The organism is Pseudomonas sp. HS6 (assembly GCF_023375815.1).
Classification (GTDB): domain Bacteria; phylum Pseudomonadota; class Gammaproteobacteria; order Pseudomonadales; family Pseudomonadaceae; genus Aquipseudomonas.
The window spans coordinates 5,144,899-5,170,117 of sequence record NZ_CP067412.1; the positions used below are offsets into that span (position 1 = coordinate 5,144,899).

Annotated in this window: 16 protein-coding genes; 8 read left to right on the forward strand and 8 right to left on the reverse strand. The window is 61.3% G+C overall.

What is annotated here, in order from left to right; all coding sequences use genetic code 11:
• Positions 1–53: 53 nt before the first annotated feature.
• The 5 genes from JJN09_RS23300 to pvdM all read right to left on the reverse strand — a co-directional run bounded on the left by JJN09_RS23300 (position 54) and on the right by pvdM (position 7,987).
• Positions 54–2,534 (reverse strand): TonB-dependent receptor, encoded by a 2,481-nt coding sequence (locus JJN09_RS23300; protein WP_249483950.1) that lies wholly within the window; start codon positions 2,532–2,534, stop codon positions 54–56.
• Positions 2,535–2,649: 115 nt separating this feature from the next.
• Complete coding sequence (locus tag JJN09_RS23305; RefSeq protein WP_249483951.1) at positions 2,650–4,299, reverse strand: cyclic peptide export ABC transporter; 1,650 nt, start codon at positions 4,297–4,299, stop codon at positions 2,650–2,652.
• Positions 4,300–4,408: 109 nt separating this feature from the next.
• A complete protein-coding gene (locus tag JJN09_RS23310; RefSeq protein WP_249483952.1) occupies positions 4,409–5,296 on the reverse strand; it encodes a formylglycine-generating enzyme family protein in 888 nt (295 codons plus the stop codon).
• A gap of 37 nt (positions 5,297–5,333) precedes the next feature.
• Positions 5,334–6,620, reverse strand: a complete 1,287-nt coding sequence (locus JJN09_RS23315; RefSeq protein ID WP_249483953.1) for an aminotransferase class V-fold PLP-dependent enzyme — start codon at positions 6,618–6,620, stop codon at positions 5,334–5,336.
• Positions 6,617–7,987, reverse strand: a complete 1,371-nt coding sequence (pvdM, locus tag JJN09_RS23320; RefSeq protein WP_249483954.1) for a pyoverdine-tailoring dipeptidase-like protein PvdM — start codon at positions 7,985–7,987, stop codon at positions 6,617–6,619. The genes JJN09_RS23315 and pvdM overlap by 4 nt, the downstream gene beginning before the upstream one ends.
• 217 nt (positions 7,988–8,204) lie before the next feature.
• Here pvdM and JJN09_RS23325 point away from each other — a divergent pair, with 217 nt between their 5' ends.
• Complete coding sequence (locus JJN09_RS23325; protein ID WP_249483955.1) at positions 8,205–9,830, forward strand: PvdJ/PvdD/PvdP-like protein; 1,626 nt, start codon at positions 8,205–8,207, stop codon at positions 9,828–9,830.
• A gap of 58 nt (positions 9,831–9,888) precedes the next feature.
• On the opposite strand, the gene JJN09_RS23330 is transcribed toward JJN09_RS23325, so the two are convergent.
• Genes JJN09_RS23330 through JJN09_RS23340 form a run of 3 tightly spaced genes read right to left on the reverse strand, consistent with a single transcriptional unit; the run spans position 9,889 to position 14,428 of the window.
• Positions 9,889–11,283, reverse strand: a complete 1,395-nt coding sequence (locus tag JJN09_RS23330; protein WP_249483956.1) for an efflux transporter outer membrane subunit — start codon at positions 11,281–11,283, stop codon at positions 9,889–9,891.
• 7 nt (positions 11,284–11,290) lie between these two features.
• Positions 11,291–13,264, reverse strand: coding sequence for a MacB family efflux pump subunit (locus JJN09_RS23335; protein ID WP_249483957.1), 1,974 nt, complete (start codon positions 13,262–13,264; stop codon positions 11,291–11,293).
• On the reverse strand, positions 13,265–14,428 hold the full coding sequence (locus tag JJN09_RS23340; RefSeq protein ID WP_249483958.1) for an efflux RND transporter periplasmic adaptor subunit: 1,164 nt from the start codon (positions 14,426–14,428) through the stop codon (positions 13,265–13,267). It abuts the gene before it with no gap.
• Between the two features lie 324 nt (positions 14,429–14,752).
• Here JJN09_RS23340 and JJN09_RS23345 point away from each other — a divergent pair, with 324 nt between their 5' ends.
• From JJN09_RS23345 to JJN09_RS23375, 7 genes are all read left to right on the forward strand, one after another.
• Positions 14,753–15,235: a sigma-70 family RNA polymerase sigma factor gene (locus tag JJN09_RS23345; RefSeq protein WP_302851917.1), complete on the forward strand. Its 483-nt coding sequence runs from the start codon at positions 14,753–14,755 to the stop codon at positions 15,233–15,235.
• Positions 15,236–15,368: 133 nt separating this feature from the next.
• A complete protein-coding gene (locus JJN09_RS23350) occupies positions 15,369–16,706 on the forward strand; it encodes a lysine N(6)-hydroxylase/L-ornithine N(5)-oxygenase family protein (RefSeq protein ID WP_249483960.1) in 1,338 nt (445 codons plus the stop codon).
• Between the two features lie 493 nt (positions 16,707–17,199).
• Positions 17,200–19,899, forward strand: a complete 2,700-nt coding sequence (gene mgtA, locus JJN09_RS23355; protein ID WP_249483961.1) for a magnesium-translocating P-type ATPase — start codon at positions 17,200–17,202, stop codon at positions 19,897–19,899.
• 53 nt (positions 19,900–19,952) lie between these two features.
• On the forward strand, positions 19,953–20,669 hold the full coding sequence (locus tag JJN09_RS23360; RefSeq protein WP_085711975.1) for an MgtC/SapB family protein: 717 nt from the start codon (positions 19,953–19,955) through the stop codon (positions 20,667–20,669).
• 109 nt (positions 20,670–20,778) lie between these two features.
• Positions 20,779–21,210, forward strand: a complete 432-nt coding sequence (locus tag JJN09_RS23365; RefSeq protein WP_249483962.1) for a chemotaxis protein CheY — start codon at positions 20,779–20,781, stop codon at positions 21,208–21,210.
• A gap of 145 nt (positions 21,211–21,355) precedes the next feature.
• Positions 21,356–21,982 (forward strand): response regulator transcription factor, encoded by a 627-nt coding sequence (locus JJN09_RS23370; protein ID WP_249483963.1) that lies wholly within the window; start codon positions 21,356–21,358, stop codon positions 21,980–21,982.
• Positions 21,983–21,996: 14 nt separating this feature from the next.
• Positions 21,997–25,215, forward strand: a complete 3,219-nt coding sequence (locus JJN09_RS23375; RefSeq protein ID WP_249490839.1) for a transporter substrate-binding domain-containing protein — start codon at positions 21,997–21,999, stop codon at positions 25,213–25,215.
• Positions 25,216–25,219: the final 4 nt, after the last annotated feature.

Consider the following 25,219-nt stretch of genomic DNA (forward strand, 5'->3'; position numbering starts at 1 on the left):
TGAAGGCAAAAAAAACGCCCCGCACTGCGGGGCGTTTTCATTTGGCCATTCGATCAGAAGTTGGCTTTGAGCGTCATGGTGAAGTTGCGCGGATCACCGTAGTAGTTGCCGAAGGATTCGGTGCCGATGGTGGTGTAGTAGCGCTTGTCGAACAGGTTGTTACCGTTGAGCGCCACCGACCAGGTGTCGTCGATGCGGTAGCCGATGCGACCGTTCCATACGGCATAACCGGCCTGGGTGGTTTTGGTGGTACGCGATTCGCGGTAGTTGTCGCTCTGGGCGTTGACGCCGGCACCGACGGTGAAGCGATCCAGCGGACCGCTCAGCGCATAGTCACCCCACACGCGGAACAGGTGGCGTGGCACGTAGCTGTTGAACACCGCACCGCTCTTGGTGCTGTCGAGGTCGTCCAGGGTCTTGGTCTGGGTGTAGGTGTAGCCGGCCAACAGTTGCAGGCGGTCGATGACTTCGCCGCTGACTTCAGCTTCGAAGCCCTGGGCGCGGACCTTACCGGCGTTGACGTAGCAATAGCCGTCGGACGAAGCGCAGGACGAGTTGTAGTCAGTCTGCGCCTGGTCTTTCTGGATGGTGCGGAACAGGTTGAACGAGCTGTTGACGCGACCGTCCAGCCATTCACCCTTGATCCCCAGCTCGTAGTTTTCACCGACCAGAGGCTTGAGCGCGGCGCCGTCTTCGGACTTGAAGTTGCCCTGCGGGGTGAAGATGTCGGAGTAGCTGGCATAGGCCGTCAGGTTGTCGGTCAGGTCGTACAGTACTGCCGCAAACGGCGTGACTTCACCGGTTTCCTTGGTTTTGGCGTTCTCGGAATATTTCCACGCCAGGAAGTACGAATCGGTATCGGACTTGTACCAGCTGACACGGCTGCCCAGCACGACAGTCAGCGGATCGGCAACTTTCAGGCGCAGTGTCGAGTAGGCCCCGTACTGGGTGGTCAGGGATTTCACCGGGCCGCCACGCATCGAGTTGGTGGTGTAGTAGGCCTCATCCGGTTTGGCGATGTGACGGTTGGGGTTGAAGACGTCCTGGGTGTTTTTGAGTGCGGCGGTCGAATAGAAGTCGTCCTTGTTCGAGCGACTGGCGTTCACGCCGACAATCAGCTCGTGCTGCTGGCCGAAACCGTCGAACTTGCCATCGACATAGGCATCCATCCCGTAGTCTTTCTGGTCGTAATCGAACAGGCCGGTGTACATCGGGATGGTGGTGTTGGCGCTGTTGTTGGCCACGGCACCTTCGGAGAACGCGTACTGGGTGTCCTGGGTGTTCCTGGAGTAAACGCCCGCGACTTTCAGCGCCCAGTTGTCGTTGAACTGATGGCTCAGGTCAGTGAAGTACGTGGCGCGCTTGCTGCGCCAGGTGTTCCAGGACGCGCCCAGGCAGGTGGAACGGCTGAGTTTCAGGTCGCTGCCATCCTTGTAGCGGGGCAGGCCGCCCCAGCACGGACGGGCGTCGACGTCCTCATAGGCCATTCCGATGCCCAGGGTGGTGTCGGGGGTCAGGTCGTAATCGAGGGCGCCGTAGTAGATCTGGTCTTTGCGGTCGGCGTTGTCGTAGAAGAACTGACGGGTCTGTTCAGCGATGACCGCGCGACCGCGCAGGGTGCCGGATTCGTTCAGCGGACCACCGGTGTCGATCTGGCCACGATAGTTATCGTAGGAACCACCGGACAGGGTGAGCTCGGTGTGCGGGGTGGACTGACCGCGCTTGCGCACGAAGTTGACCGCACCGGCGGTGCCGCCCGAGCCTTTCATCATGCCGGCCGCGCCGCGCAGGATTTCGACACGGTCGTAGTAAGCCATGTCGCTGCTGAAACTGTCGGCTTGCGGATAGCCGTTGCCCATGTCCAGCGGCACGCCGTCGTACTGGTATTGACCGGTCATGCGGAAGCCGCGGGAATAAAAATACTTGCCGCCCATGGGCGAGTCGTAAACGGTGATGCCTGGCGTCTTCTCCATCACTTGTTCGATGGTGTTGAGGTTCTGGTCATCGAGCATCTTGCGGGTCATCACAGTGACCGATTGCGGCGTTTCCTTAAGTGAGTGCTCACCTTTGCCGATTGTGACCGCGCCTGCGGTGTAGGAGTTGCTGCCTTCGGTGGTGGCCGTCAGACGCTGTCCGTTGATGTTGGTCGGTGCCAGTTCCATCGCGTTGCCGGTGGCGGGTGCCAGCAGCGTCACGGTGTTGCCGTCACGCTGATGACGGATACCGGTGCCTTTGAGCATGGCCGCGATGGCGCTGTCGTCCGCGTATCGGCCGTTAAGGGCGGTGGAATGCAGGCCTTGCAGCGTTTCCGGGCTGTAGATGATTTGCAGGCTGGTCTGCTGACCGAGCGACTGCAATGCCTGGGCCAGTGGCTGCGCCGGGATGTTCAGGGTCCATTCCTGGGCCTGGACATACGGGGCGACGGCCAGCGTCATTGCCAGCCCCAGGCCTGTGGTGGCCAGACGGGAACGGGTGGCACCGTGCGCAAGCAGGGCTCGGGTCAGAGGGCGAAGCATGAAGCGGGATACGGACATGAGGTTAAGACCTTGGCAGGTATAGTTGTTAATGGTTCTTATTCATCTCATTAAGACGAGGAAGCCGCGGTAAACCGGAAAATATTCTTTTTCGGTTTGGCCGCGGCTTTGTCTTTCAAGCAGTCTGCAGTTCGCTTTTGACCTTTCCGGCCTCCATGCGCACCAGTTGATCGGCTACGTCGAAGTAACGGTCATCGTGGGAAATCACGATGATGGTCTTGCCCAGCCGTTTCAGGTCGGGCAGAAGCTCGGTGTAGAAAATCCGCCGGAATGTCGGGTCCTGATCGGCGGCCCATTCGTCGAACACCAACACCGGACGCTCTTCGAGCCAGGCATTGACCAGTGCCAGGCGCTTGCGCTGGCCGGTGGAAAGGTCCGTGGTGGTGAAGGCGCCGTCGCGCACGCTGACCTTGTGCGCGATCTCCAGACGTTCGAGGTAGCGGGTGGCGTCCTGTGGTACTTCGCGATCGCCCTGGATCAAGTCGTCGAACAGGTAGTAGTCGGCAAAGATCGTGGTGAAGTTCTGTCGGTAGTCGTCACGGTTCAGCGCGGTGATCGGTTGGCCGTTGACCCGGATTTCGCCTTCGGTGGGCGCGTACAGACCCAGCAGGAGTTTGATCAGGGTGGTTTTGCCACAACCGTTTTCACCGACGATGAACACGATGTCGCCTTGCTCGATGCGCAGGTTGACCGGCCCGAGTCGGAACGGTTCGCTGCCAGCCACCGGCGGGAAGGCATAACGCACATTGTTCAATTCCAGACTGTTGACGGCACCGGGCTTCTTGCCCTGATCCTCCAGCAACAGGTGCGGCTCGGGCGAGGAAAACTGCTCGCTCAGTTCGGCAATCCGGCGGAAGGCGATCTGCGCGCGGCTGATGATCGGCAGTGTGCCGACCAGGTGTTCCAGCGGGCCTTTCATGTACAGCAGCACCAGCACGAACCCGCTCATCACCGCTTTGTCACCGCTCGGCCAGAACGATTGCAGGGCGAGCGCCATGCCTATAACCACGAAGAACAGCATCGATCCGAACGATTTGGCGATCACGAAAGTGTTGATCGATTTGATCTGGGTGTCGCAGATTTTTTCGGCGGTTTTCTGGATGCCCGACACAAACATGCGCTGGCGACGCGGACGGTGGATGCGCAGTTCCTTGGCACCTTCGGCAATCGCGTTGTAGTGCTTTTGCAGTTCGTCCTCGGAGTCGCGCGCGGCGTAAAAACCGCGCATGCCCTTGGCTCGGGCGATGGCCTGGATGAGGGTGCCGATGGCGATCGCCACCAGCATCATCAGAAACATGGGCCAGGACAGCATGGCCAGATAGCCGAGGCAGCCCAGGGTCACCGTCATGGAAATGGCCAGTGGCGCAAACGCGAAAGCGAAGTCGCTGATGGTGTCCACGTCGTGGGTCAGCACGGGAATCAGGCGGTGGCTGCGATAGCGTTCGATCTGGTCGATCGGTGCCGACAGTACTTTCTCTCCCAGCTCCTTGCGCAGGCGAGCGATGATGTGTTGGCCGACATAGTTGGTGCCGATGTCGGACAGGATCGTGGTCAGCAAGGCCAGGGCGCAAAGTCCGGCGAAAATCATCACTACAGTGCGGGTCAGTCCATCGGACGAGTGCAAGGCGTTGTTGATGGTTGCCAGCAGTACGGTGACGCTCAGGCCGCCGATCATGCCGAGCACGATGGACACGCAGACAATCAGGCGGAAGGGCTTGAGCAGGGCGAACAATTCGTTGATCGCCCCACGCGTTGGCTTGGTCATGGAGGATTCCTGCTTCGGTGCGGAGGGAGTGCCGGTATGTAAGGAAAACGAATGGTCACGGGGTTTCTTTAAACGACCGCAGACGGGCTGCGGTCGCTGAAGGACGGGATCAGAGGTCGCGGACTACGCGAAAGCCCAGCCAGTCACCCTTGCTGGTCGGCCAGCTGCTGTTGCGGTTGCCGGAACGGGAAAACACCGGTGCTTCGCCCCAATCGTTGCCGCGCATGACCTGGCGTTCGCAGTTTTCCTGCACCCACGGGCGGCCGTCGTTGGGCACGCCGGAGTAATCCTTGTGATAACAGTCGGCCGTCCATTCGTAGACGTTGCCGTGGGCGTCGTACACGCCGAAGGCGTTGGCCGGGAAGGTGCCGGCCGGGGACGTGAAGTTATAACCGTCGGCGGCGCCGTAGGTGTTGGCGTGTTTGGAGATCTGGTACTCGCTGCCTTCGTCGAACGGGAAGGGGAACGAACCGGTGCTGCCGCCACGGGCCGCGTATTCGCGGATCGACTCGCTCGGAAGGCGATAGCTGTGGCCGGTTTTTTTCGACAGCCAGTCGATGTATCCCTGGGCTTCGGCCACGTTCATGCACACGGCCGGGTCGCGTTGGGTCTGTTTGAACTCGGGCTTGCCGGCGGTGCAGCGGCGGCCCGGGCGATCATCGAAGTCATAGGGCTTGGCGCCGGTTTCGCGAACATAGGCGTCCCACTCGCCGACCAGCACCTGAAAGCGGCTGATGGCGAACGGGCGGGTGAAGGTCACTTCGTGGCGCGGGCCTTCGTCGGGTTCGCGGCCGACTTCGTCGTCCGGTGTGCCCATGGTGTAACTGCCGGTCGGCAACACCACCATTTCCGGACAGTCCTTGCAGTCCTTGAACACTTTGCCGGGCGCCGGCGGGGTGGCTGCCAGGGCGGCGCCCGGCAGAAGGCCTGCACACAGGGCGGTCAGGGCCAGAGCGGGCAACACCTTGGAAGCGGTTGAGGCGTGAGGCTTTTTCATGAGTCGTCTCTGTTAAAAGGAAACTGGGGCGCAGGGTTCAGGCGCGCAGCGTCTTGCCCAGCAAGTCGAGGAACCGGTCCACTTCGGCTTCGGTGTTGAGCAGGCCGGGCGCGGTACGAATCACCGGGCCGACGTCGCGACTGACCGCATCGCAGACCACGCGGTTTTTCATCAGGCGGGCGGCAATGTCATCGCAGTCGCGACCCTTGACTCGGAAGAAGCTGAAACCGGCGGAAACCTTCGGATCGAGCGGGGTCACCAGCTCGACATTCGGCTGCTCCTGCAAACGCTGTTTCAAATAGCTGTTGAGCTGGTGGATGCGGGCCTGCACGTCGGCCTTGCCCAGTTGCAGGTGCAGCTTGAACGCTTCGTCCACTGCCCAGCGATGCTCGAAGGCGTGATAGCCGCCCGGCGTCATGGTATTGGCGAAGGTCGTGGCTTCGGAAAAGGTCGGCACGCTGGGGCTGACGTATTTCACCTCGTCGCTGCGACTGCAGACGATGCCGGTGCCACGGGGGCCGAACATCCATTTGTGCGTGCCGGCAATGAAGAAGTCGCAGTTCATCTGCGGGAAGCTCAAGTCTTCGACGCCGAAGCCGTGCACGCCGTCGACCACGTAGATGATCCGGTCCTTGTCGTCCCGGTTTCGGTTGTGTTCGTCGACGAGGCGGGCGATGTCGCCGACCGGCAGTTTCACGCCACTGCCCGAATGCACCCAGGTCATGCCGAGAACGCGGGTTTCGGGGCGGATGTTGCGATTGATGGTGTCGAGCACCTGATCCATCGAAACGTTTTGCGGGTTTTCGAACAACGAGAGTTTGCGCACCCGGGTGCCGTCGCGTGCGGTGCGGAAGTCGAGGATGTTGCGGGTGGAGTAGTGCTCGTGAACCGTGGTCAGGATTTCCTGGTCCGGGCGCACGTGCACGCTGCCGTAGATCATCGCCAGGCCTTCGGTGGTGCTGCCGGTGAGGGCGATCTGACTCGGTTTGGCCTGCAAGTACTGGCCGGCCCAGACCCGCACGTTTTCTTCGCGCCGTTCGGTGACGCCCATATCCCAGTCCATGGCCAGGCCCGGGTTACGGTCGATGTCCGCTCGGTGACGAGCGATAGCCTCGCGCACGGGTCTTGGATGCGAGGTCACCAGGAAGTTGGCGAAGTGGATTGCGTCCGGATCCTGTTCGAACATCCCGCGCAGGGTCGTCCATTTGTCTTGCGGCGAGGCGTTCGCGGCGGCAGCGCGGGCCGGTGCAGCCAGGCTGACGCCCAGAGGCAGAGTGGCCGCCAGTACGCCGGCCTGCTTCAGGAAGGTGCGGCGATCAGTCATGGTCGGGTCGTGTCCTGGCGAGAAAGCAGTGCAGGTTTGGCGGCTTTTTGCACCTGTTCCCAGACCCGCAGAAAGTTGCCGCCCCACAGCTTGGCAATGTCCGCTTCGGAGTAACCGCGCTGGATCAGTTCGGCGGTGACGTTGCGGATCTCGCCAACGTTCTCCCAGCCCTTGATGCCGCCGCCGTCGTTGAAGTCGGAAGAGATGCCGACATGGTCGATGCCGATCTTGCGCACGGTGTAGTCGATGGCGTCGCCGAGATCCTTGAGGGTGGCTTTCGGTTCTTCTTCAAGAATCCCGTACAGGCCGCTGGCGTACTGACCAAGTTTCTGTTCCGACCAGGCGGTGATGATCGGATCGCCCGGCATCAGGGCCATGGCCAGGTTCGGTAGGGGCGGCAGATCGAAACGTGCCCGCAGCGCGTTGAGTTTGTCCTGGGTGCCCTGGGTCAGCGGTTTGAGGTACTGCGAGAAACCGACCACCTGCACCACGCCGCCGCTGTTTTTGATCAGCTGCAATTCCTTGTCGCTGAGGTTGCGCGGAATGTCCACCGCCGCCCTCGGCGCCGAGTGCGAGGCCACCAGCGGTGTACGGCTCAGTTGCGCGACCTGTTCCAGGCCCTTGGTCGACATCTGCGAGACATCGATGATCACGCCCAGGTCGTTCAATCGGTGCACGGCCTGTTTGCCGATATCCGAGAGGCCGTCGAGCGCATCCGGGGAATCATTGAAAAACGGCAGCGGGCGCGAGGAGTCCGCCCAGCTGTTGTTGCCGATGTAGCTGAAACCGAACATGCGCATGCCCCGACCGGCCCACAGGTCCAGTTTGCTCAGGTCGTTACCCAGCGGGTAGGCATTGAGCATGCTGATGAAGATCGCAAACTTGCCTTCGCCGTGCAGGCGGCGGAAATCGTCGGGGGTGTAGGCAATGCCGACCTGATTGGGGAAGTCGCGCACCAGGCCCGAGATGATCTTGTAGCGCACTTCCTGTTGATTGCGGGCCTCTTCGACGAAACCATCGGTGGGGCGGTGCGGTGCGTTCGGGCCGTTCCACATTTCCGGCCAGCCGAACACCGTCAACGCCGCGCCGGACAGCCGTCCACGGTTGGCCTTGATCAGGTCGAACTGCCCGGAGCCATCCTTGTCGGCTTCATTGCCGTGGGCGCCGAAGCTCAGGGGCACCGTGATGTGGCTGTCGAACGACAGGATCCGGTCCTGCAGTTCGGTGGCCTGCTTCATCACCTTGACCGGGTAGCCGGGGTTGTTCCTGAACCAGTAATCCCAGGCCAGAAAGCCTGCGCCGGCGCTGATCGCCAAGGCCAGCGGCAGGCCGATGTATAGAGCCTTTTTCGAACGCGGTTTTGTCATTGCCATCTCATTCAGGTTCGCCGTCGAGGTACAGGCGCAGGGGCCTTTGCTATCTGGGAGGAACGACTGGGGCGGCAAAGAATTTAGCGTGGCGGCGAAAGAGCACGCGAAGGTGCTCGGGTATGGCGAGGATCTTTTCGGGCAGCGATAAATTTACTGATCCAGCAAACGTTCTAGCTTGGATAAAGCCTGCTTCATGGCTGACACAGGTAGGGCAATGACGATCTCTCGACGCTGGTTCATGGCGGGCATGGCACTCACGGGCGCTGCGCTGCCTGCCGCTTTTTATGCACATCGTGAGCTGACCCGCGAGGAGGAGCCGATCACGCCGGGCGAGGCCACTGTCGATCTGGCGGACACCGCCGGGCAGCAGCTGGCCGACAACCTGCGCGGGATCTGGGACATCCGCTTCATGGGGGCTGATGCAGGGCTCGACGACCTGCCGCGTGAAGGCCTGGAATTGTTTCTCGATATTGCCCAGCGCGGGCGCGGCTTGCGCGGCTGTCTCGACACCGGCCCTCGCTTGCGCACTGACGGCTCGCCACGCTATGACGTCATCGGCGATCTGGCGCCGGGCAATGGTGCGGAGCTTTATTGGCGCTTGATGCGTACCGACACACCACAAGCGCCGGCGGTCTATGAGCTCAGAGTCAAACTGGACGAAGTCTGGGCGGCCTTCGGTAATGCCGGCAGCGGCACTTTTACCGGCCAGGTGCTGCGGCTTGACCGGCCGCTGGGTCTGCCGGAGCTCGACAATCGTTTCATCGCTATCAAGCGACGCTTCCCCGAGGCGCGCGAGCGGACCGGGCTGAACCCGACATTGCTGGCGTGGCTGGTGGCGCCCGAACATCGCCTGTTTCACCAGCTCTGGCACGCCTCGCGGGACAAGTGGCACAAGTTGTCCGAGAAGAAACGCGACGCGTTGCGCGGCATTGGCTGGCAACCCGGGCCGCGTGACAAGGAGCGCGATGCGCGCGGTCCGCGCAAGGATCGCAACGGCTCGGGCGTCGATTTTTTCTTCATGCACCGGCACATGCTGGGCACCGCCCGTTCGATGCAGGACTTGCCGTCCTGGTTGAAATTCCCCGCGCCGCAACCGGAACTGGAACGTAATCGTCAGGGCTTCGCCCGCTACTTCGACAACCACGACGGCGACGCCTTGCCGCCGACCTGGCTGACAGAAGGCGATGACGAATACACGAAGTGGGTCAGCGACATCAAAACCGCCGAAACTTATCACAGCAACTTCCAGGTCTGGGAGTCGCAATACAGCGATCCACGCTATCTTTCGAAACTGACGCTGGGCCAGTTCGGCTCGGAAGTCGAGCTGGGCCTGCACGACTGGCTGCACATGCGCTGGGCGTCGGTGGCCCGTGATCCGTCCAACGATATTCCGGTGCCGATGGCGCGGGATCAGGCGGATTTCGCAGCGCGTTGGTATGCCCCGGAAAACGACTTCCTCGGCGACCCGTTTTCCTCTCATGTGAACCCGGTGTTCTGGCGTTTCCATGGCTGGATCGATGACCGCATCGAAGACTGGTATCGCGCTCACGAACGCTTCCATCCGGGTGAGGTGAGCCGTCTGCGAGTGAATGGGGTGCCATGGTTTGCACCGGGGCGCTGGGTGGAGGTCGATGATCCGTGGCTCGGCCCGGACACCCATGGTTGCAGCACCGTTCCCGGCCTGCAGGTGGGGCGGTCGGTGGAGATGGATCCGGAAACCATGAAGCTGGCGTTGCGCATCACCTTTGGCGATGAAGACAACATGGCCGACCTGTTTCGCAAAATACCGCAGCGGCCGTGGTATGCCAGGCATCTGAAGGTCAAGGGGCGACAGCTCTGAAGGCAAAAAAAATCGCAGCGTCGGGCTGCGATTTTTTTTGCCTTGAATCAGTCGGTTTTCAGATGACTTGCCAACCCCCGCCCAGCGCCTTGTACAGCGCAATGCTGGCTTGCAGACGTGATAGCCGCAGCTGCACGTTCATGTCCTGGGCGGCATACAGCGTGCGTTGAGTCTGCAATACCGTCAGCAGATCCTCGGCACCGGCCTGATAGCGGCTCTGGGCGATATCGAATGCGGTCTGTGCCTGGTGCAGTTCTTCGCTTTGCCACTGACGCTGTTCATCGAGGCCGCGGATGCTCGTCAGGGCTTTCTCGACGTCCGCAAAGCCATTGATGATCGCGCCGCGATAGGTCTCCAACAATTCCTCCTGACGCGCCGTGGCTTTGTCGCGTTCGGCACGCAGGCGACCATTGTTGAAGATGGGTGCCACCAGACCTGACGACAGATTGTAGAAGGTCGTGCGCAACAGGTCCGATGCGAGGTCGGCACCGGTGCCCAGGCTGGCGGTCAGTGTAATCTTGGGCAGCATGGCGGCGCGGGCGACGGTCACATCGGCCTGGGCGGCGGCCAGTTTGGCTTCGGCGCTGGCGATGTCTGGTCGTCTTTGCAGTAAGTCGCTGGGCACACCACTGGCGATGTCCGGCCACTGCAGTTGGGCGAATGCCTGCCTGGGGGGCGGCAGTTCCTGCACAGGGTGGCCGAGCAGCGCAGCCAGCGTGATCAGGGCTTCGCGTCCTTGTTGTTGCGTCAAAGGCAGTTTGCGTTGTTGTTCGGCGACCAGGCTTTTTTGCTGGGCCAGTTCCAGCGCGGTGGCGCTGCCGGCGTCATAGCGGGTCTGCACCAGATGCAGCACGCTTTGCGCATTGGCCAGATTGAGCTCGGCAATCCGCGCCTGTTCACGCAGCGCCAGGGCCTGGGTATAGCTGTTGGCAACGGCGCTTTGCAGGGTCAGCTCAACCGTGGAACGGTCGAACTCACTGGCTTGCACACCGAACACCGCGCTGTCCCGGGCGGCTCGCTTGCCGCCCCAGAAGTCGACTTCGTAACTGGCGCTCAACTCGGCGTCGTAGTAATCCAGAGAGCGCTTGTCCGGGTTCACGTCGAGTTGGCTGTAGCCCTTGCCGTGCAAGAGTTTCTGGCGATTGGCATTCAAGCCTGCCTTGATTTCGGGCAGCAGCGGGGCGCCGGCGATTGTTGCAGTCGCCTGGGCCTGCCTGACCCGGGCGACTGCGGCGGCCAGGTCATGGCTGCCCAATCGGGCCTGATCGATCAGGTGATCGAGTTCCGTACTGCCGAAGTGTGTCCACCATTGTCGATCGCTTTGGCTGGCGCCGGGGTGTTCGGGCGACTGCCACGCGGGGGGAGGTTGCAGGCCGCTGTCGGGGTGCGGCGCGGGGCTGCTGCAGGCCGCCAGCAGGATGCTGGCGGCGAGAAGTGTCAGGTGGGCTTTCATAGGTCGATCATTCACTGGTGAGGGCCTTGACCGGATCGAGCCGGGCGGCCTTGCGGGCCGGCATGAAGCCGAAGATGACGCCGGTGGCCAGCGCGCAACCGAAGGCGCCGATCACCGCGATCCACTGGAACGCCATAGCCACGCCGCTGAGTTGCAGCACGCCGCCGACCAGCATTGCCAGGCTGATCCCGGCAATACCGCCAACCACCGAGAGCATCACTGCCTCGGTCAGGAACTGGCGCAGGATGTCGCGCTGACGGGCGCCGGTGGCCATGCGGATGCCGATTTCCCGGGTTCGCTCGCGCACGGTCATGAGCATGATGTTCATCACGCCGATACCCCCCACCAGCAGGGAAATGGCGGCAATTGCCCCGAGCATCAGCGACAGCGTGCCCTGAGTCCGGGCCTCGGCCTGAATCATGGCGGCGTTGTTGGTCAGCTCGAAATCCTTTTTACCGTTGTGCCGGCGCAGCATCGATTGCTCGATGGCCTGCTCAGCCTCTTTGACCTTGCGGGCGTCTCGTGCGGCGATGACCACGTACTCGGGATTGCGGCTGCCGAACAGGCGCATGCTCGCGGCGGAGTAGGGTACGGCGATCCGGTTGTCACTGTCCGAGTCACCGGAGCTGGAGCCTTTTTCAGCGAGTACCCCGAGCACCTGGAACGGTACGTTTTCGATCAGGATGTATTGACCGACAGGGTCGGCGACATCTTTGAGCAGTTTGTCGCGCACCTTGGTCCCGATCACCGCGACGGCAGCGGCGCTGTCTTCGTCGGCCTGTGTGAAATAGCTGCCCTGGACCACCGGCCAATTGAAGATGGTCGGAAAGTTGGTGTCGTTGCCGCCCACGTAGCTGGTGTGGTCGGCATTTGCGAAACGCACACCGGCGGTCGCACCGTTGACCGGCATGATGCGCTCCACCTGGGGCAGGGCTGCCAGTTCGGCGACGTCATCGAGGGTGATGATGCCGGGTGGTGTGCGCGGGTTGGGCGCTGCGCCGCTGAGGTAAATGATGTTCGAGCCGAAGGCGCCCATTTGCGCCATCACCTGACGTTTGCTGCCTTCACCCACTGCCAGCATGACCACCACAGAAGCGACGCCGATGACGATCCCCAGCAGGGTCAGCGCGGTGCGGAAACGGTTGACCCACATCACGCGCCAGGCCGCTTGTACGGCGTCTACCAGTTCGCCTTTCCAGGCACCGGTCTGCGTGCTGCCGGTGCTCAGGCGCTCTCGCAGATCCACGGCTTGCAGCATGCCGGAGCCGGCAGCGTGCGCGGGAGGCGGTGACTGCTCGGCAGTGTCGCTGATGATCAGGCCGTCGCGGATTTCGATGATGCGCTTGGCGCGTTGCGCGACTTCACGGTCGTGGGTGATGAGAATCACCACGTGGCCCTGGTTCGCCAGTTCGTCGAGCAGGGTCATGACCTCGGCGCCACTGTGGCTGTCGAGCGCGCCAGTAGGTTCGTCGGCAAGAATGATATGACCGCCATTCATCAATGCGCGAGCAATCGACACCCGCTGCTGCTGACCGCCGGAGAGTTGGTGCGGACGGTTGGCGGTGCGGCCGGCGAGTCCCAGGCGGGTGAGCAGGGCATGGGCCCGGGCGTGGCGTTCGGCGGCCGGCGTGCCTGCATAGATGGCCGGCATCTCGACGTTTTCCTGGGCCGAACCGGACGGAATCAAGTGATAGCCCTGGAACACGAAGCCGAAAGCCTCGCGTCGCAGCCAGGCCAGGGCGTCGGTGTCCAGGTGGGCGACATTTTCACCGGCAAACAGGTATTCGCCGCTGCTCGGTCGGTCGAGGCAGCCGAGAATGTTCATCAGTGTCGATTTGCCGGAACCGGATGCGCCGACGATCGCCACAAATTCGCCGGCATGAATCGACAGATCAATACCGCGCAGCACTTCCACCAGCGGACTGTCGCCGCCGCCGTAGGCTTTGCGGATCTGCCGCAGGTCAATCAGGGGCGTTTGCATTCAGCCTCCGTTGCCAGTGGCCGGGCTGCTCAGGACATGATCGCCTTCGGCAAGCCCTTCGAGGATCTGCGTGCGCAAGCGATCGCGGATGCCGGTACGGACTTCCCTTGATTGAACCTCGCCACTGGCGGCGACGACATGCGCCAATTGCCAGTCCGCACGGTCGCTGCGCTGCAGGGCGGCGGAGGGTACGGTCAGGGTGTTCTGTGCCTGCTGCGAAACGAAGAACACCTGGGCGGTCATGTCGGTCATCAGGGTGTTGTCGGCGTTCTCGACATCCAGCAATACCGTGTAAAGCACGACCCGTTCGCTACCGCTGCGACCGCTGGTGGGGCTGGCGCCCTGACTCTGTTCGAGCGGACGCGGCGGCACCGGCAGAATCTGTCGCACGGTGCTGCTCCAGCGGCGGCTGCCACCACTGAGGGTCGTGAAGTAAGCCGTCATGCCCGGTTTGACGTGGCCAATGTCGGCTTCGGAAACTTCGGCCCACACGGTCATGGGTGAAAGCCGCGCGATTCGCAGAATCAGCGGGGTCTGTTGTTGCGCGTTGAGTGTCTGGCCTTCCCGGGCTCCCACGGCTACCACCGTGCCGGACATCGGCGCATAGATGCGCGTGTAGCCGAGCTCGGCTTCGTCGCTGCGCAGGCTGGCCTGCGCCTGGCGGATCTGTGCCTGGAACATGTCGATCCGGGCCTGGGTGGCGCGTACTTCGGCTCGGGCGGTCTGGACGTCTTCCTCGCGGGTGGCGCCCCCGGCGGCAAGTTTCTGTTGGCGCTGGTACTTTTGCTGCGCCAGTTCATGCTGGGCGCGTTGTTCCTGCAACTGCGCCTTCAGGTTCTCGATGGAAAACCGGCCGGCATCGAGCTTGGCCTTTTGGGTGGAGGGGTCGATCTCCACCAGCAGTTGGCCTTCTTTGACCACATCGCCGGCCTCGACGTGAATTTTCTGGATCTGCCCTGACGCCTGCGCGCCGACATCCACATAGCGCCGTGGTTGCAGGGTGCCCAGAGCGGTCACGCTGTTTTCGATGTCGCCACGAGTCACTTGAACGGTGGCAAGGGTTTCACGACCGGGCGGCAACACTTGCCACGCGGCAACTGCGATGACGGGGACCAGGCAAAGGGCAACGAACAGGGCGCGGCGGGCGGGGCGGGGACGTTTCATGCAGGGATCCGGCCAGTGGAATTCGGCCCGTCGTTCAGCAGGAGCAAAGGTTCGGTCGGTCGCTGAACGCTGTCGCAAGGCACGACAGATACGGGGAGCTGTCCTGTAAACGATGAATGTGCAAGGGAATTTAAGTGTTCACACACGAAGTTACAGGTTGCCGGAAAGGACTTTTTGTCAGCTGAGGAGAATCATCACTTTAAATCTATATGAGAATTACTATAAATTACGCGCCTCAAGTTGCCACTATCTTGCTACTGCCTCGCACGGTTCAGCAGAACGGTGTGCTCAAGGACAGAACCCGCACTCAAGCGGCCGGGAGTCATGTTGGAAAACTACTATCGCGAGCTGGTGTGTTTCCTGAACGCCAAGCTCGGCAACCGACAGGTGGCCGAAGATGTGGTGCATGACGCTTATGTGCGAGTGCTGGAGCGTTCCAGCGATACGCCGATCGAACAGCCTCGGGCCTTCCTTTATCGCACAGCACTGAACCTGGTGATTGACGACCATCGGCGCAATGCCGCGCGTCAGGTCGAACCGCTGGAAGTGCTCGACAGCGAAGAGCGCTATTTCACCCCGTCTCCCCACAGCACCCTCGATCATGGTCAGCGCCTGGACATGTTGCAACGAGCGCTGGCCGAGCTTTCGCCGCTGTGCCGCGAGAGTTTTCTGCTGCGCAAGATCGAAGGCCTGTCGCATCCCGAGATCGCCGAACACCTTGGCATTTCCAAGGCCCTGGTGGAAAAGCACATCGTCAACGCCATGAAGCATTGTCGCCAGCGAATCAAACAATGGGATGCCCATTGAAGCGCCCACGTTAAATTTTATTTCACTGTCCTCGTTCCTACTCAACAGACGACCTGTTGTCCTGTCCTGGGCCGGCCGGTCACCCAAGCTCTTCCTCCGCGCTGTTCGGGGGTTTATCCAGAGGACACTGGAAATGACACAGGCAATTGCATCGCCCATCGTTCACGACTTGATCGGCGTCGGTTTCGGCCCTTCGAACCTGGCGTTGGCCATCGCTCTGCAAGAACGCGGCCCGACCCAGGGCGAGCTGGATGTGCTGTTTCTCGACAAACAACCGACCTACAGCTGGCACGGCAACACGCTGTCGACCCAGAGCGAGTTGCAGATTTCCTTCCTCAAGGATCTGGTGACTCTGCGCAATCCGACGAGCCCGTATTCGTTCGTCAATTACCTCAAGCACCACGGTCGTCTGGTGGACTTCATCAACCTCGGCACCTTCTACCCGTGCCGCATGGAGTACAACGACTACCTGCGCTGGGTCGCCGCGCAGTTCACCGAACAGAGCCGTTACGGCGAAGAAGTGCTGACCATCGAACCGGTGCTGCACAACCATCAGGTCGAAGCGCTGCGGGTGATTTCCCGTGGGACGGACGGCCAGCAATTCGTTCGCACCGCACGTTCGGTGGTGGTCAGCGCCGGCGGCACGCCGCGCATTCCGGAAGCCTTCAAGGCACTGAAGGGCGATGCCCGAGTGTTCCACCACTCGCAATACCTGGCCGAGATGGCCAAGCAACCGTGCATCAGCAACCAGCCGATGAGCATCGCGATCATCGGTGGCGGCCAGAGTGCGGCGGAAGCGTTCATCGATCTGAACGATTCGTTCCCGTCGGTGCAGGTCGACATGATCCTGCGCGGCTCGGCGCTGAAGCCGGCGGACGACAGCCCGTTCGTCAACGAAGTGTTTTCCCCGGAATTCACCGACCTGATCTTCCAGCAGAAGAGCAGCGAGCGTGAGCGTCTGGTCAACGAGTACCACAACACCAACTACTCGGTGGTCGACATCGACCTGATCGAGCGCATCTACGGCATCTTCTATCGCCAGAAAGTCTCGGGCGTGGCGCGCCATGCGTTCCGCACCCTGACCACCGTCGAGAAAGCCACCGCCACCGAACACGGTATCGAACTGACCGTGCGCAACAACGCCACCGGTGAAGTCGCCGTACGTGCCTACGACGCGGTCGTGCTGGCCACCGGTTACGAGCGTCAGATGCATCGCAAGCTGTTGGCGCCGCTGGAAGAGTACCTGGGCGACTTCGAAGTCGATCGCAATTACAAACTGATCACCGACGAGCGCTGCAAGGCCGGTCTGTACATGCAGGGCTTCTGCCAGGCCAGCCACGGTCTGAGCGACACGCTGCTGTCGATCCTGCCGATCCGCGCGGATGAAATTGCCGGCTCGCTGTATGAGCATGGCAAGCATCGCGGGCACAGTCGTTCGGTGATGGACTTGTTGTTGGCCACGGCCAGCTGATGACTTCCTGACGACTCCCGCGCTGAGTGCGGGAGTCGTTTCGAGGTCAATCCTGAACCCTTCCTGAATGACCTCCACATCCCCCAACCTCATTTCCTTTACGGGTTTACTCTCCAGGCATCGGGGCGTAAGCTTCGCGCGTTTTCATCAATAGCGGAGACCCACAGTGGGTACTTGTTCGAGTGACAGTTGTCGGCCGGTCCTTGTAACCGGCAGATTCTCGGCAAGATAACGCGCATTCCTTTGTGCCGTTGTCTCGCCGAACAGCGAGCAGCGGCATCCCGATCATGGTCAGTTGAGACCATGTCCCGACGTCCTTCTCATCGACGCTGAAAAGAGCGTGGTTTCGACTTTATCGTCGCAATCGCAGCCCTATCGACACGCCTGTCTTTTTTGACTGGCGCGCCAACCCTTGCCGTGCCGAATTTTTCGGTGCAAGAGGGCTGGACGTACCTGCTTGACGGTTTCCCGGCTGACCATAGGGGCAACAGCCATGAAACTTACGCTCAAGGAATTTTTCGCAGGCTTCCTGCGGACCCGTCACATCGCCCGGCACTTTCGTCGTCTGGCCGTGCTGGAAAGTCTTCGCGACACCACGGTCAGCCGTGAAGTGCCGCCCACCCTGGCCAACACGTTGGTGGACGCCTCCCATTGCGACAGCGGCGTGCTGCTGTCGACTCTTGGCACGCACACTGATGGCCTCACCGATTTCGAAGTCGATGTGCTGCGTGCGCAGCATGGCCTCAACGAAGTCGAGCATGAGCAACCGCTGCCGTGGTGGACCCACCTGTGGCACTGCTACAAAAACCCGTTCAACCTGCTGCTGACTCTGTTGGCGGTGATCTCGTGGCTGACTGACGACCTCAAGGCCGCCACCGTGATTCTCTCGATGGTGGTGCTCTCGACCCTGCTGCGCTTCTGGCAGGAAAGCAAATCCAACCGGGCGGCCGACGCGCTCAAGGCGATGGTCAGCAACACCGCCACCGTGCTGCGCCGGGATGCGCCGCGCACTGAACTGCCGATCAAGGAACTGGTGCCCGGCGATCTGATTGTGCTCTCGGCCGGCGACATGATTCCTGCCGATTGCCGGGTGCTCAGCGCCAAGGACCTGTTCGTCAGCCAGGCCGCGATGACCGGCGAATCGATGCCGGTGGAGAAGTTCCCCCGTCAGGCGGACCGCGATACGCGTAACCCGCTGGAGCTCGACAACATCCTGTTCATGGGCACCAACGTGGTGTCCGGGACGGCGGTGGCGGTGATTCTCACCACCGGCAACAGCACTTACTTCGGTACGCTGGCGCTGCGGGTCGGGGCAACCGATCGCGGGGTGACGTCCTTCCAGCAAGGCGTGAACAAAGTCAGCTGGCTGTTGATCCGTTTCATGTTCGTCATGGCGCCGCTGGTGCTGTTCATCAACGGTTTCACCAAGGGTGACTGGACCGAAGCCCTGTTGTTCGCGCTGTCGATCGCCGTGGGCCTGACCCCGGAAATGCTGCCGATGATCGTCACCTCGACCCTGGCCAAGGGTGCGGTGTTCCTGTCGCGCAAAAAGGTCATCGTCAAACGCCTGGATGCGATCCAGAACTTCGGCGCCATGGATGTGCTGTGCACCGACAAGACCGGCACGTTGACCCAGGACAAGATCTTCCTGGCGCGCAATGTCGATGTCTGGGGTGAAGATTCTGACGACGTGCTGGAAATGGCGTACCTGAACAGCTACTACCAGACCGGCCTGAAAAACCTGCTCGACGTGGCGGTGCTGGAGCATGTGGAAGTCCACCGTGAACTGAAAGTCGGTACGGCGTTTCGCAAGGTCGACGAGATCCCGTTCGACTTCAATCGCCGACGCATGTCGGTGGTGGTCGAAGGGCACGGGCAACCGCATCAGCTGATCTGCAAAGGCGCGGTGGAAGAAGTGTTGTCGGTGTGCACCCGGGTTCGTCACGGTGAAGTCGACGAAGCCTTGAGCGATGAATTGCTGGCGAAAATTCGTCAGGTAACAGCAGCATTCAACGCTGAAGGCTTGCGCGTGGTAGCGGTGGCAGCACGGTCGATGCCTGAAGGTCGCGACACTTACAGCCTGGGCGACGAGCAGGAACTGACGCTGATCGGTTATGTGGCATTCCTCGATCCACCCAAGGAAAGCACCGCACCGGCACTCAAGGCCCTGGCCGAACACGGCGTGGCCGTGAAAGTGCTGACCGGCGACAACGAGTTGGTGACCGCCAAGATCTGCCGCGAAGTGGGCCTGGCCCAGCAAGGCCTGTTGATGGGCAACGACATCGAACGCATGAGCGACGCGGAACTGGCGGTGGCGGTGGAGACCACCAACGTGTTCGCCAAACTGACGCCGTCGCACAAGGAGCGCATCGTGCGCATCCTCAAGGGCAACGGCCATGTGGTCGGGTTCATGGGCGACGGCATCAACGACGCACCGGCGCTGCGCACGGCGGACATTGGTATTTCCGTGGACAGCGCAGTCGATATCGCCAAGGAAGCGGCCGACATCATCCTGCTGGAAAAGAGCTTGATGGTGCTGGAGGAGGGCGTACTGGAAGGGCGCCGCACCTTCGCCAACATGCTCAAGTACATCAAGATGACCGCCAGCTCTAACTTCGGCAACGTGTTCTCGGTATTGGTGGCCAGTGCGTTCATTCCGTTCTTGCCGATGCTGCCGATGCACCTGCTGGTGCAAAACCTGCTGTATGACATTTCGCAGATCGCGATCCCGTTCGACAACGTCGATGAAGAAATGCTGAAACAGCCACAACGCTGGCAGCCGGGGGATGTCGGGCGCTTCATGCTGTTTTTCGGCCCGATCAGTTCGATCTTCGACATCACAACGTTCGCCTTGATGTGGTACGTGTTTGATGCCAACACCCCGGATCACCAGACGCTGTTCCAGTCCGGCTGGTTCGTGGTGGGGTTGCTGACCCAGACGCTGATCGTGCACATGATCCGCACGCCGAAGATTCCATTTCTGCAAAGCCGCGCGGCCATGCCGCTGCTGGTGATGACCGGAATCATCATGGCCGTGGGCATCTTCCTGCCGATGGGGCCGCTGGCGCACTACTTCAAATTGCAGGCGCTGCCGTCGATGTACTTCGTGTTCCTGCCGGTGATCCTGCTGGCGTACATGGCACTGACCCAAGCCGTGAAAGGTTTCTACATCCGCCGGTTCGGCTGGCAGTAACAGGAAAGATTCCCCCCTTGTGGGAGCAAGGGGGCGGTTTCAGGGAGTTCAACATGCAAGCCATCAACAACATCAACCTCGATTCGCTGCTCGACACCCTGGTCAGCCTCAGCGCGGCCTTCATTCTCGGTGGCCTGATCGGCTTCGAACGCCAGTACCGCCAACGTACGGCGGGCTTGCGCACCAACGTGCTGGTCGCGGTCGGCGCGGCGATTTTCGTCGACATGGCCAACCGTCTCGGCGGGGCCGAAGGCGCGGTCCGGGTGGTTGCCTACGTGGTGTCCGGGATCGGCTTTCTCGGCGCCGGTGTGATCATGCGTGAAGAGGGCAACGTGCGCGGTCTCAATACCGCCGCCACGCTGTGGACTTCGGCAGCGGTCGGCGCCTGTGCCGGTGCCGACCTGCTGGCCGAGGCGGTACTGGGCACCTTGTTCGTGCTTGCCGCGAATACGTTGCTGCGGCCGATCGTCAACAACATCAACCGCCAGCCGCTGGATGTGGTCTCGGCGGAAGTCACCAACATCGTCTACGTCATTGCCCGGCGCTCGCAGCAGACCGCCGTGTTCGCCTTGCTTGAAGCCGAGCTCGAACGCAGCAACTACCCGGCCAGTGACGTTGACGTGCACGCCTTCGGTGCCGATGAAATCGAGATCGAAGCCACGCTCGCAACCACCTCGGTGGACGGCGATGAGCTGGACGCACTGGTGAAGCGGATTTCAACTTCGAACTTGGTGGTGCAGGCGTTCTGGAGTCCGAGTACTACGGAGTAAAGCGTTCAATCCGGATCAATGACGGGTATTTTCGGAAAAGTCCTACAGAGCTCGTCCCGATGCTTGGGTAGTCTTGCCGCCACTTGAAGCGACTACCGGGACTCCCACGATGACCGACAAAACCTTGCGTATCCTGATCGCCGACTCGCAGCATTTTCACCGGATGAAGATCGAGCGCCTGTTCAATGGCCTCGATTACTACTGCATCGCACCGGTGCAGAACCTCGCCGAGCTACTGACGCTGGTCGACTACGGCTGTCGGCCATTCGATGTTCTGGTGATCAATGCAGCGCTTGCGGCCGGGATGCCGGATCTGCGTGGCTTCCTGTTCGATCACCCGCAAGTCCGGCATGCGCTGGTCTACGGTGAGCCGGCGAACTCATCGGCTGTTTCCGGGCTTTTTCAGGCAAAAATCACTTCCTGCCACGCCGCGTTGCCGTCAATGAATGCAATCGTGCAGTTGATGGAGTCGGTCGAGGCTTCCCTGGAGCACTCGTCGCGCAGTGGCCAGACAAAATCGCTGGCGCAAATGCGCGCCTGATCACAGATCGGTCGATGGCGCAACTGTCAGGTCTGACAGGTGATTCGCCGTGCGTCCCGTGTAACAGTCGTAGCGCCGCTACCCATTGTCCCTTTAACGCGGGATCGGGGGGCGTCATGGTCATGTATTCGCCCCGGGAGTGGTCATGAGTTCAGCATTGGTCGTCGACGATCACCCTGTGGTAGTCGGTGCCGTCAGAATGGTTCTGGAGTCACTGGGCTATGAAACGGTTCATGTCGCTTCGAGCGGCGTCGACGTGGTACCGATGATTCGCCAGCATGCACCGAAACTGATTGTGCTTGATCTGAAACTCAGGGGTTTCGGCGGCCTGGAGGTGCTGGAACGCATCAGAGCCATCGGGCTGGATTGCAAGGTGGTGATCTTCACCTCGGCCGACCCTGAACACTATCTGACGCGTTGTCGGCGTGCCGGTGCGATGGCGTTCGTCACCAAATCCGCCCAATTGCAGCAGTTGCAGAACGCGATCAAGGCAGTCCGTTCGGGTTATAGCTTCTTCCCCGAATTGCTCGTGAACAGTGCCAGTCAATCCGACCTGAACCGCGATGAGCGAGAGTCGATTGCAAGCCTGTCCACTCGCGAAATGGAGATCATGATGAAACTGGCTCAAGGTGAGTCCAACAAGCGTATTGCTGAAGCGATGAACCTCAGTCACAAAACCATCAGCACCTACAAGACCCGCCTGATGCTGAAACTCGGAGTAAGTTCACTGGTGGTGCTGCGAGAGTTGGTCAAACGCAACGGACTGTTCTGAGAGGCCGCTCCATGATGAGACCACTGAGTTTCATCTGCCTGTTGCTGTTGATGCTCGCCGGTTCGCTGCGAGCCAGCGACACTGCGCAATCACTGGAAATCATCTCCCGCACCCGGCTGGAAGGCGTGCAGATACGCCTTGATGAACAGGATCGACAGTGGCTCAGTGCGCACCCGGTGCTGCGAATCGGTATCTCCGGGCCGGATTACCCGCCGTTTGAACTGACCCGTAACAGACACGAGCTGGAAGGTCTTTCCGCCGATTATGCAGACGCCATTGCACAGGTGCTGAAGGTCCGGATCGAGGTCTGGTGTTACCCCGACCGCGAAGCCGCCATGGCCGCGCTCAAGGACGGAAATCTGCACCTGCTGCTCACCTCGAACAACTTCGAAATCGCTGATCCCGACCTGATGCTGTCTCGTGCCTACGCCGAGGATCAGCCAATGTGGGTGACCCGGCTTGATGAGCCATTGCCGGGAGATCTGGCAGGAAAACGTATCGCCATGGTGGATGACTACCTGCCGGCTGCGACCATAGAGAAGGCTTACCCGCAAGCCTCCCTGCAGCGTTACCGTTCGATTCTCGATGCGCTTGGCGCCGTGGCGTTCGGTCGGGATGCTTTGTACCTCGGGGATTTCATCAGCGCCAGTTATCTGATCAACACCAGTTTTCACAACGACCTGCAATTGGCCGGCCCTTCCGGCCTTGACGCCAATCCATTCGCCTTTGCCCTGACGCGTAGCAACACCCGCTTGAAGCGTCTGGTCGACAAGGCCCTGCTGGCCATTCCCATGGAGCAGCGCCTGGCCATGGAGCAGCGCTGGAGCGCTGGTCGCGCCGACATGGCAGCGCAATCGCGAGTGAGCCTCAGCGCCAGCGAGCAGCAATGGCTGGATCAGCATCCGGTGGTGCGGGTCGGCGCTATCGACGACTTTGCTCCATTGACGTTCTTTAACGCTGACGGCCGTTTCAGCGGCTTGGCTGCTCAACTGCTTAACCTGATCAGTCAGCGTAGTGGCCTGACATTCGAGGTGGTACGCGGACAGTCCCTGGATAGCCAGGTCGAGCAATTAAAGACCGGGGAGCTGGACTTGCTGCCGGTACTGACACCGAGCCGCGAGCGCGAACTTGAAATGCTGTTCACCCGGGCGTACGCCAACAGTCCCTTTGTGCTGATCGCCGATTCGAAGGCACAAGGGCCGCGCAGCCTCGACGAGATGACGGGAAAGCGTCTCGCGCTCTATCGCGGCAATCCATTACACGATTATCTGTTGGAGCACGTGCCACAGATCCGCCTGATCGAGTTGCCAAGTCCGGCGGCGGGCACGCTGGCACTGCTCGACGGTCGGGCCGACGCGACATTGAGTTCGTTGTTGGTGGCGCGCTATCAGATCGATCACCAGTACCGCGATCGCTTGCGTATTGTCTCGACGCTGGGCGACCAGCCGGCCCGGATCGCGATGGCCACGGCGCTTGAGGCTCCGCAGCTGCAATCGATCCTGAACAAGGCGCTGCTGAGCATCGCCCCGCAGGAAATGGACGATCTGGTCGCGCGCTGGAGCCGTAACGTGGTGCTGGAGGACAATTATTGGCAGCGTCATCGGGAGCAAATCCTGCGCGGGTTTGCCGTTGCGGCGGGGTTGTTGTTGCTGGCATTGGGCTGGATCGGTTTTCAGCGCCGGCAGATTCGCCAGCGTCAGCAATGGCTACTTCAATTGCAGGAGGCCAAGGATGCGGCTGATGAAGCCAATCGAGCCAAGAGCACGTTTCTTGCGGTCATGAGCCACGAAATCCGCACGCCCATGAACGCATTGCTGGGCATGCTCGAACTGGCGCTCAAGCGTGCCGACGAAGGTGTGACCGATCGCCCGGCCATTGAAGTGGCGTCCCATGCGGGGCAGCAGTTATTGGCATTGATCGGCGATATTCTCGACATCGCGCGGATCGAGTCCGGGCATCTGTCGTTGGCCCCCGAGCGGGCCAATCTGCGGGAGGTGGTGGCGTCGGTATGCCGGGTGTTCGAAGGTCTGGCACGGCAGAAGTCATTGTCCTGGCGCGTGGAGCTGGATGAGCGCAGCGACGTCGACGTGATGCTCGACCCCGTACGCTTCAAGCAAGTGCTGTCGAACCTGTTGAGCAACGCGATCAAGTTCACCGATGAGGGGGAGGTGAGCCTGCGCTTGCAGGTGTTCACCGAGCAGGACGGAGGGGTGGAAACCGGCGTGATCATCGAAGACAGTGGCCGGGGGATCAGTGCCGAGGATCAGCAACGGTTGTTCAACCCGTTTGTGCAGGTCGGCAGCCATCAGCCGTCAGCGCGCAGCGGTTCCGGTCTGGGTCTGGTGATCAGCCGCAATCTGTGTCGACTCATGGGCGGTGACTTGTGGATCAGTAGCGAGCCGGGTCGGGGCACCCAAGTCATGCTGCGTCTGGAGCTGCCCGTACTGGAGCCGCTCATGCAGGAGGCCGCAACGACGCCAGCGGTGAGGGCGGTAAAGTCGCTGACGGTGCTGGTGGTGGATGATCATCCGGTCAATCGCTTGTTGCTGTGCCGGCAGTTGAGCGAACTCGGGCATCGCGCCGTCGACACCGGGGACGGTGAGCACGGACTGGTCGCGTGGCGCGGGCAATCTTTCGATGCGCTGATCACCGATATCAACATGCCCGGGACCAACGGTTATCAACTGGCGCGAGCGATTCGTGAAGAGGAGGTGGCGACGGGCAGGGCGCCTTGCCTCATTCTGGGGTTTACCGCCAATGCGCAGATCGAAGAAAAACAGCGATGCCTGGCGGCCGGCATGGACGATTGCCTGTTCAAGCCGATTCTGCTTCGCGAGCTGAACCAGGCCTTGATGGCCGTCGGGTCCGATGAAACGCCGGTCGAGAGCGTGGACGATCAAGGGCCGGCCGAATTCGACCTGAGTGCGCTGTTGCAGCTGGCGAGTGCGGATAACCCGCTCATCGGCCAATTGCGTGAAGAAGTACTGAGCAGCCTGCGCATCGACCTCGAACGATTGGACGAATCAGGCCGGCAAGGTGACCGCGCAGGCTTGCTTGATCTGGCACATCACGTCACGGGCGGGGCGCACATGATCGGTGCCGAACGTGTGGTCTCGGCCTGCCGGGTACTCGAACAGGCCTGCCTTGACGACGAGCCGGAAGCTGCGCTGACGGCTGCCATCAATTCGCTGCGCAAGGCCATGCACGACCTCGCGCAGCATCTTCAGGCCTGATCGG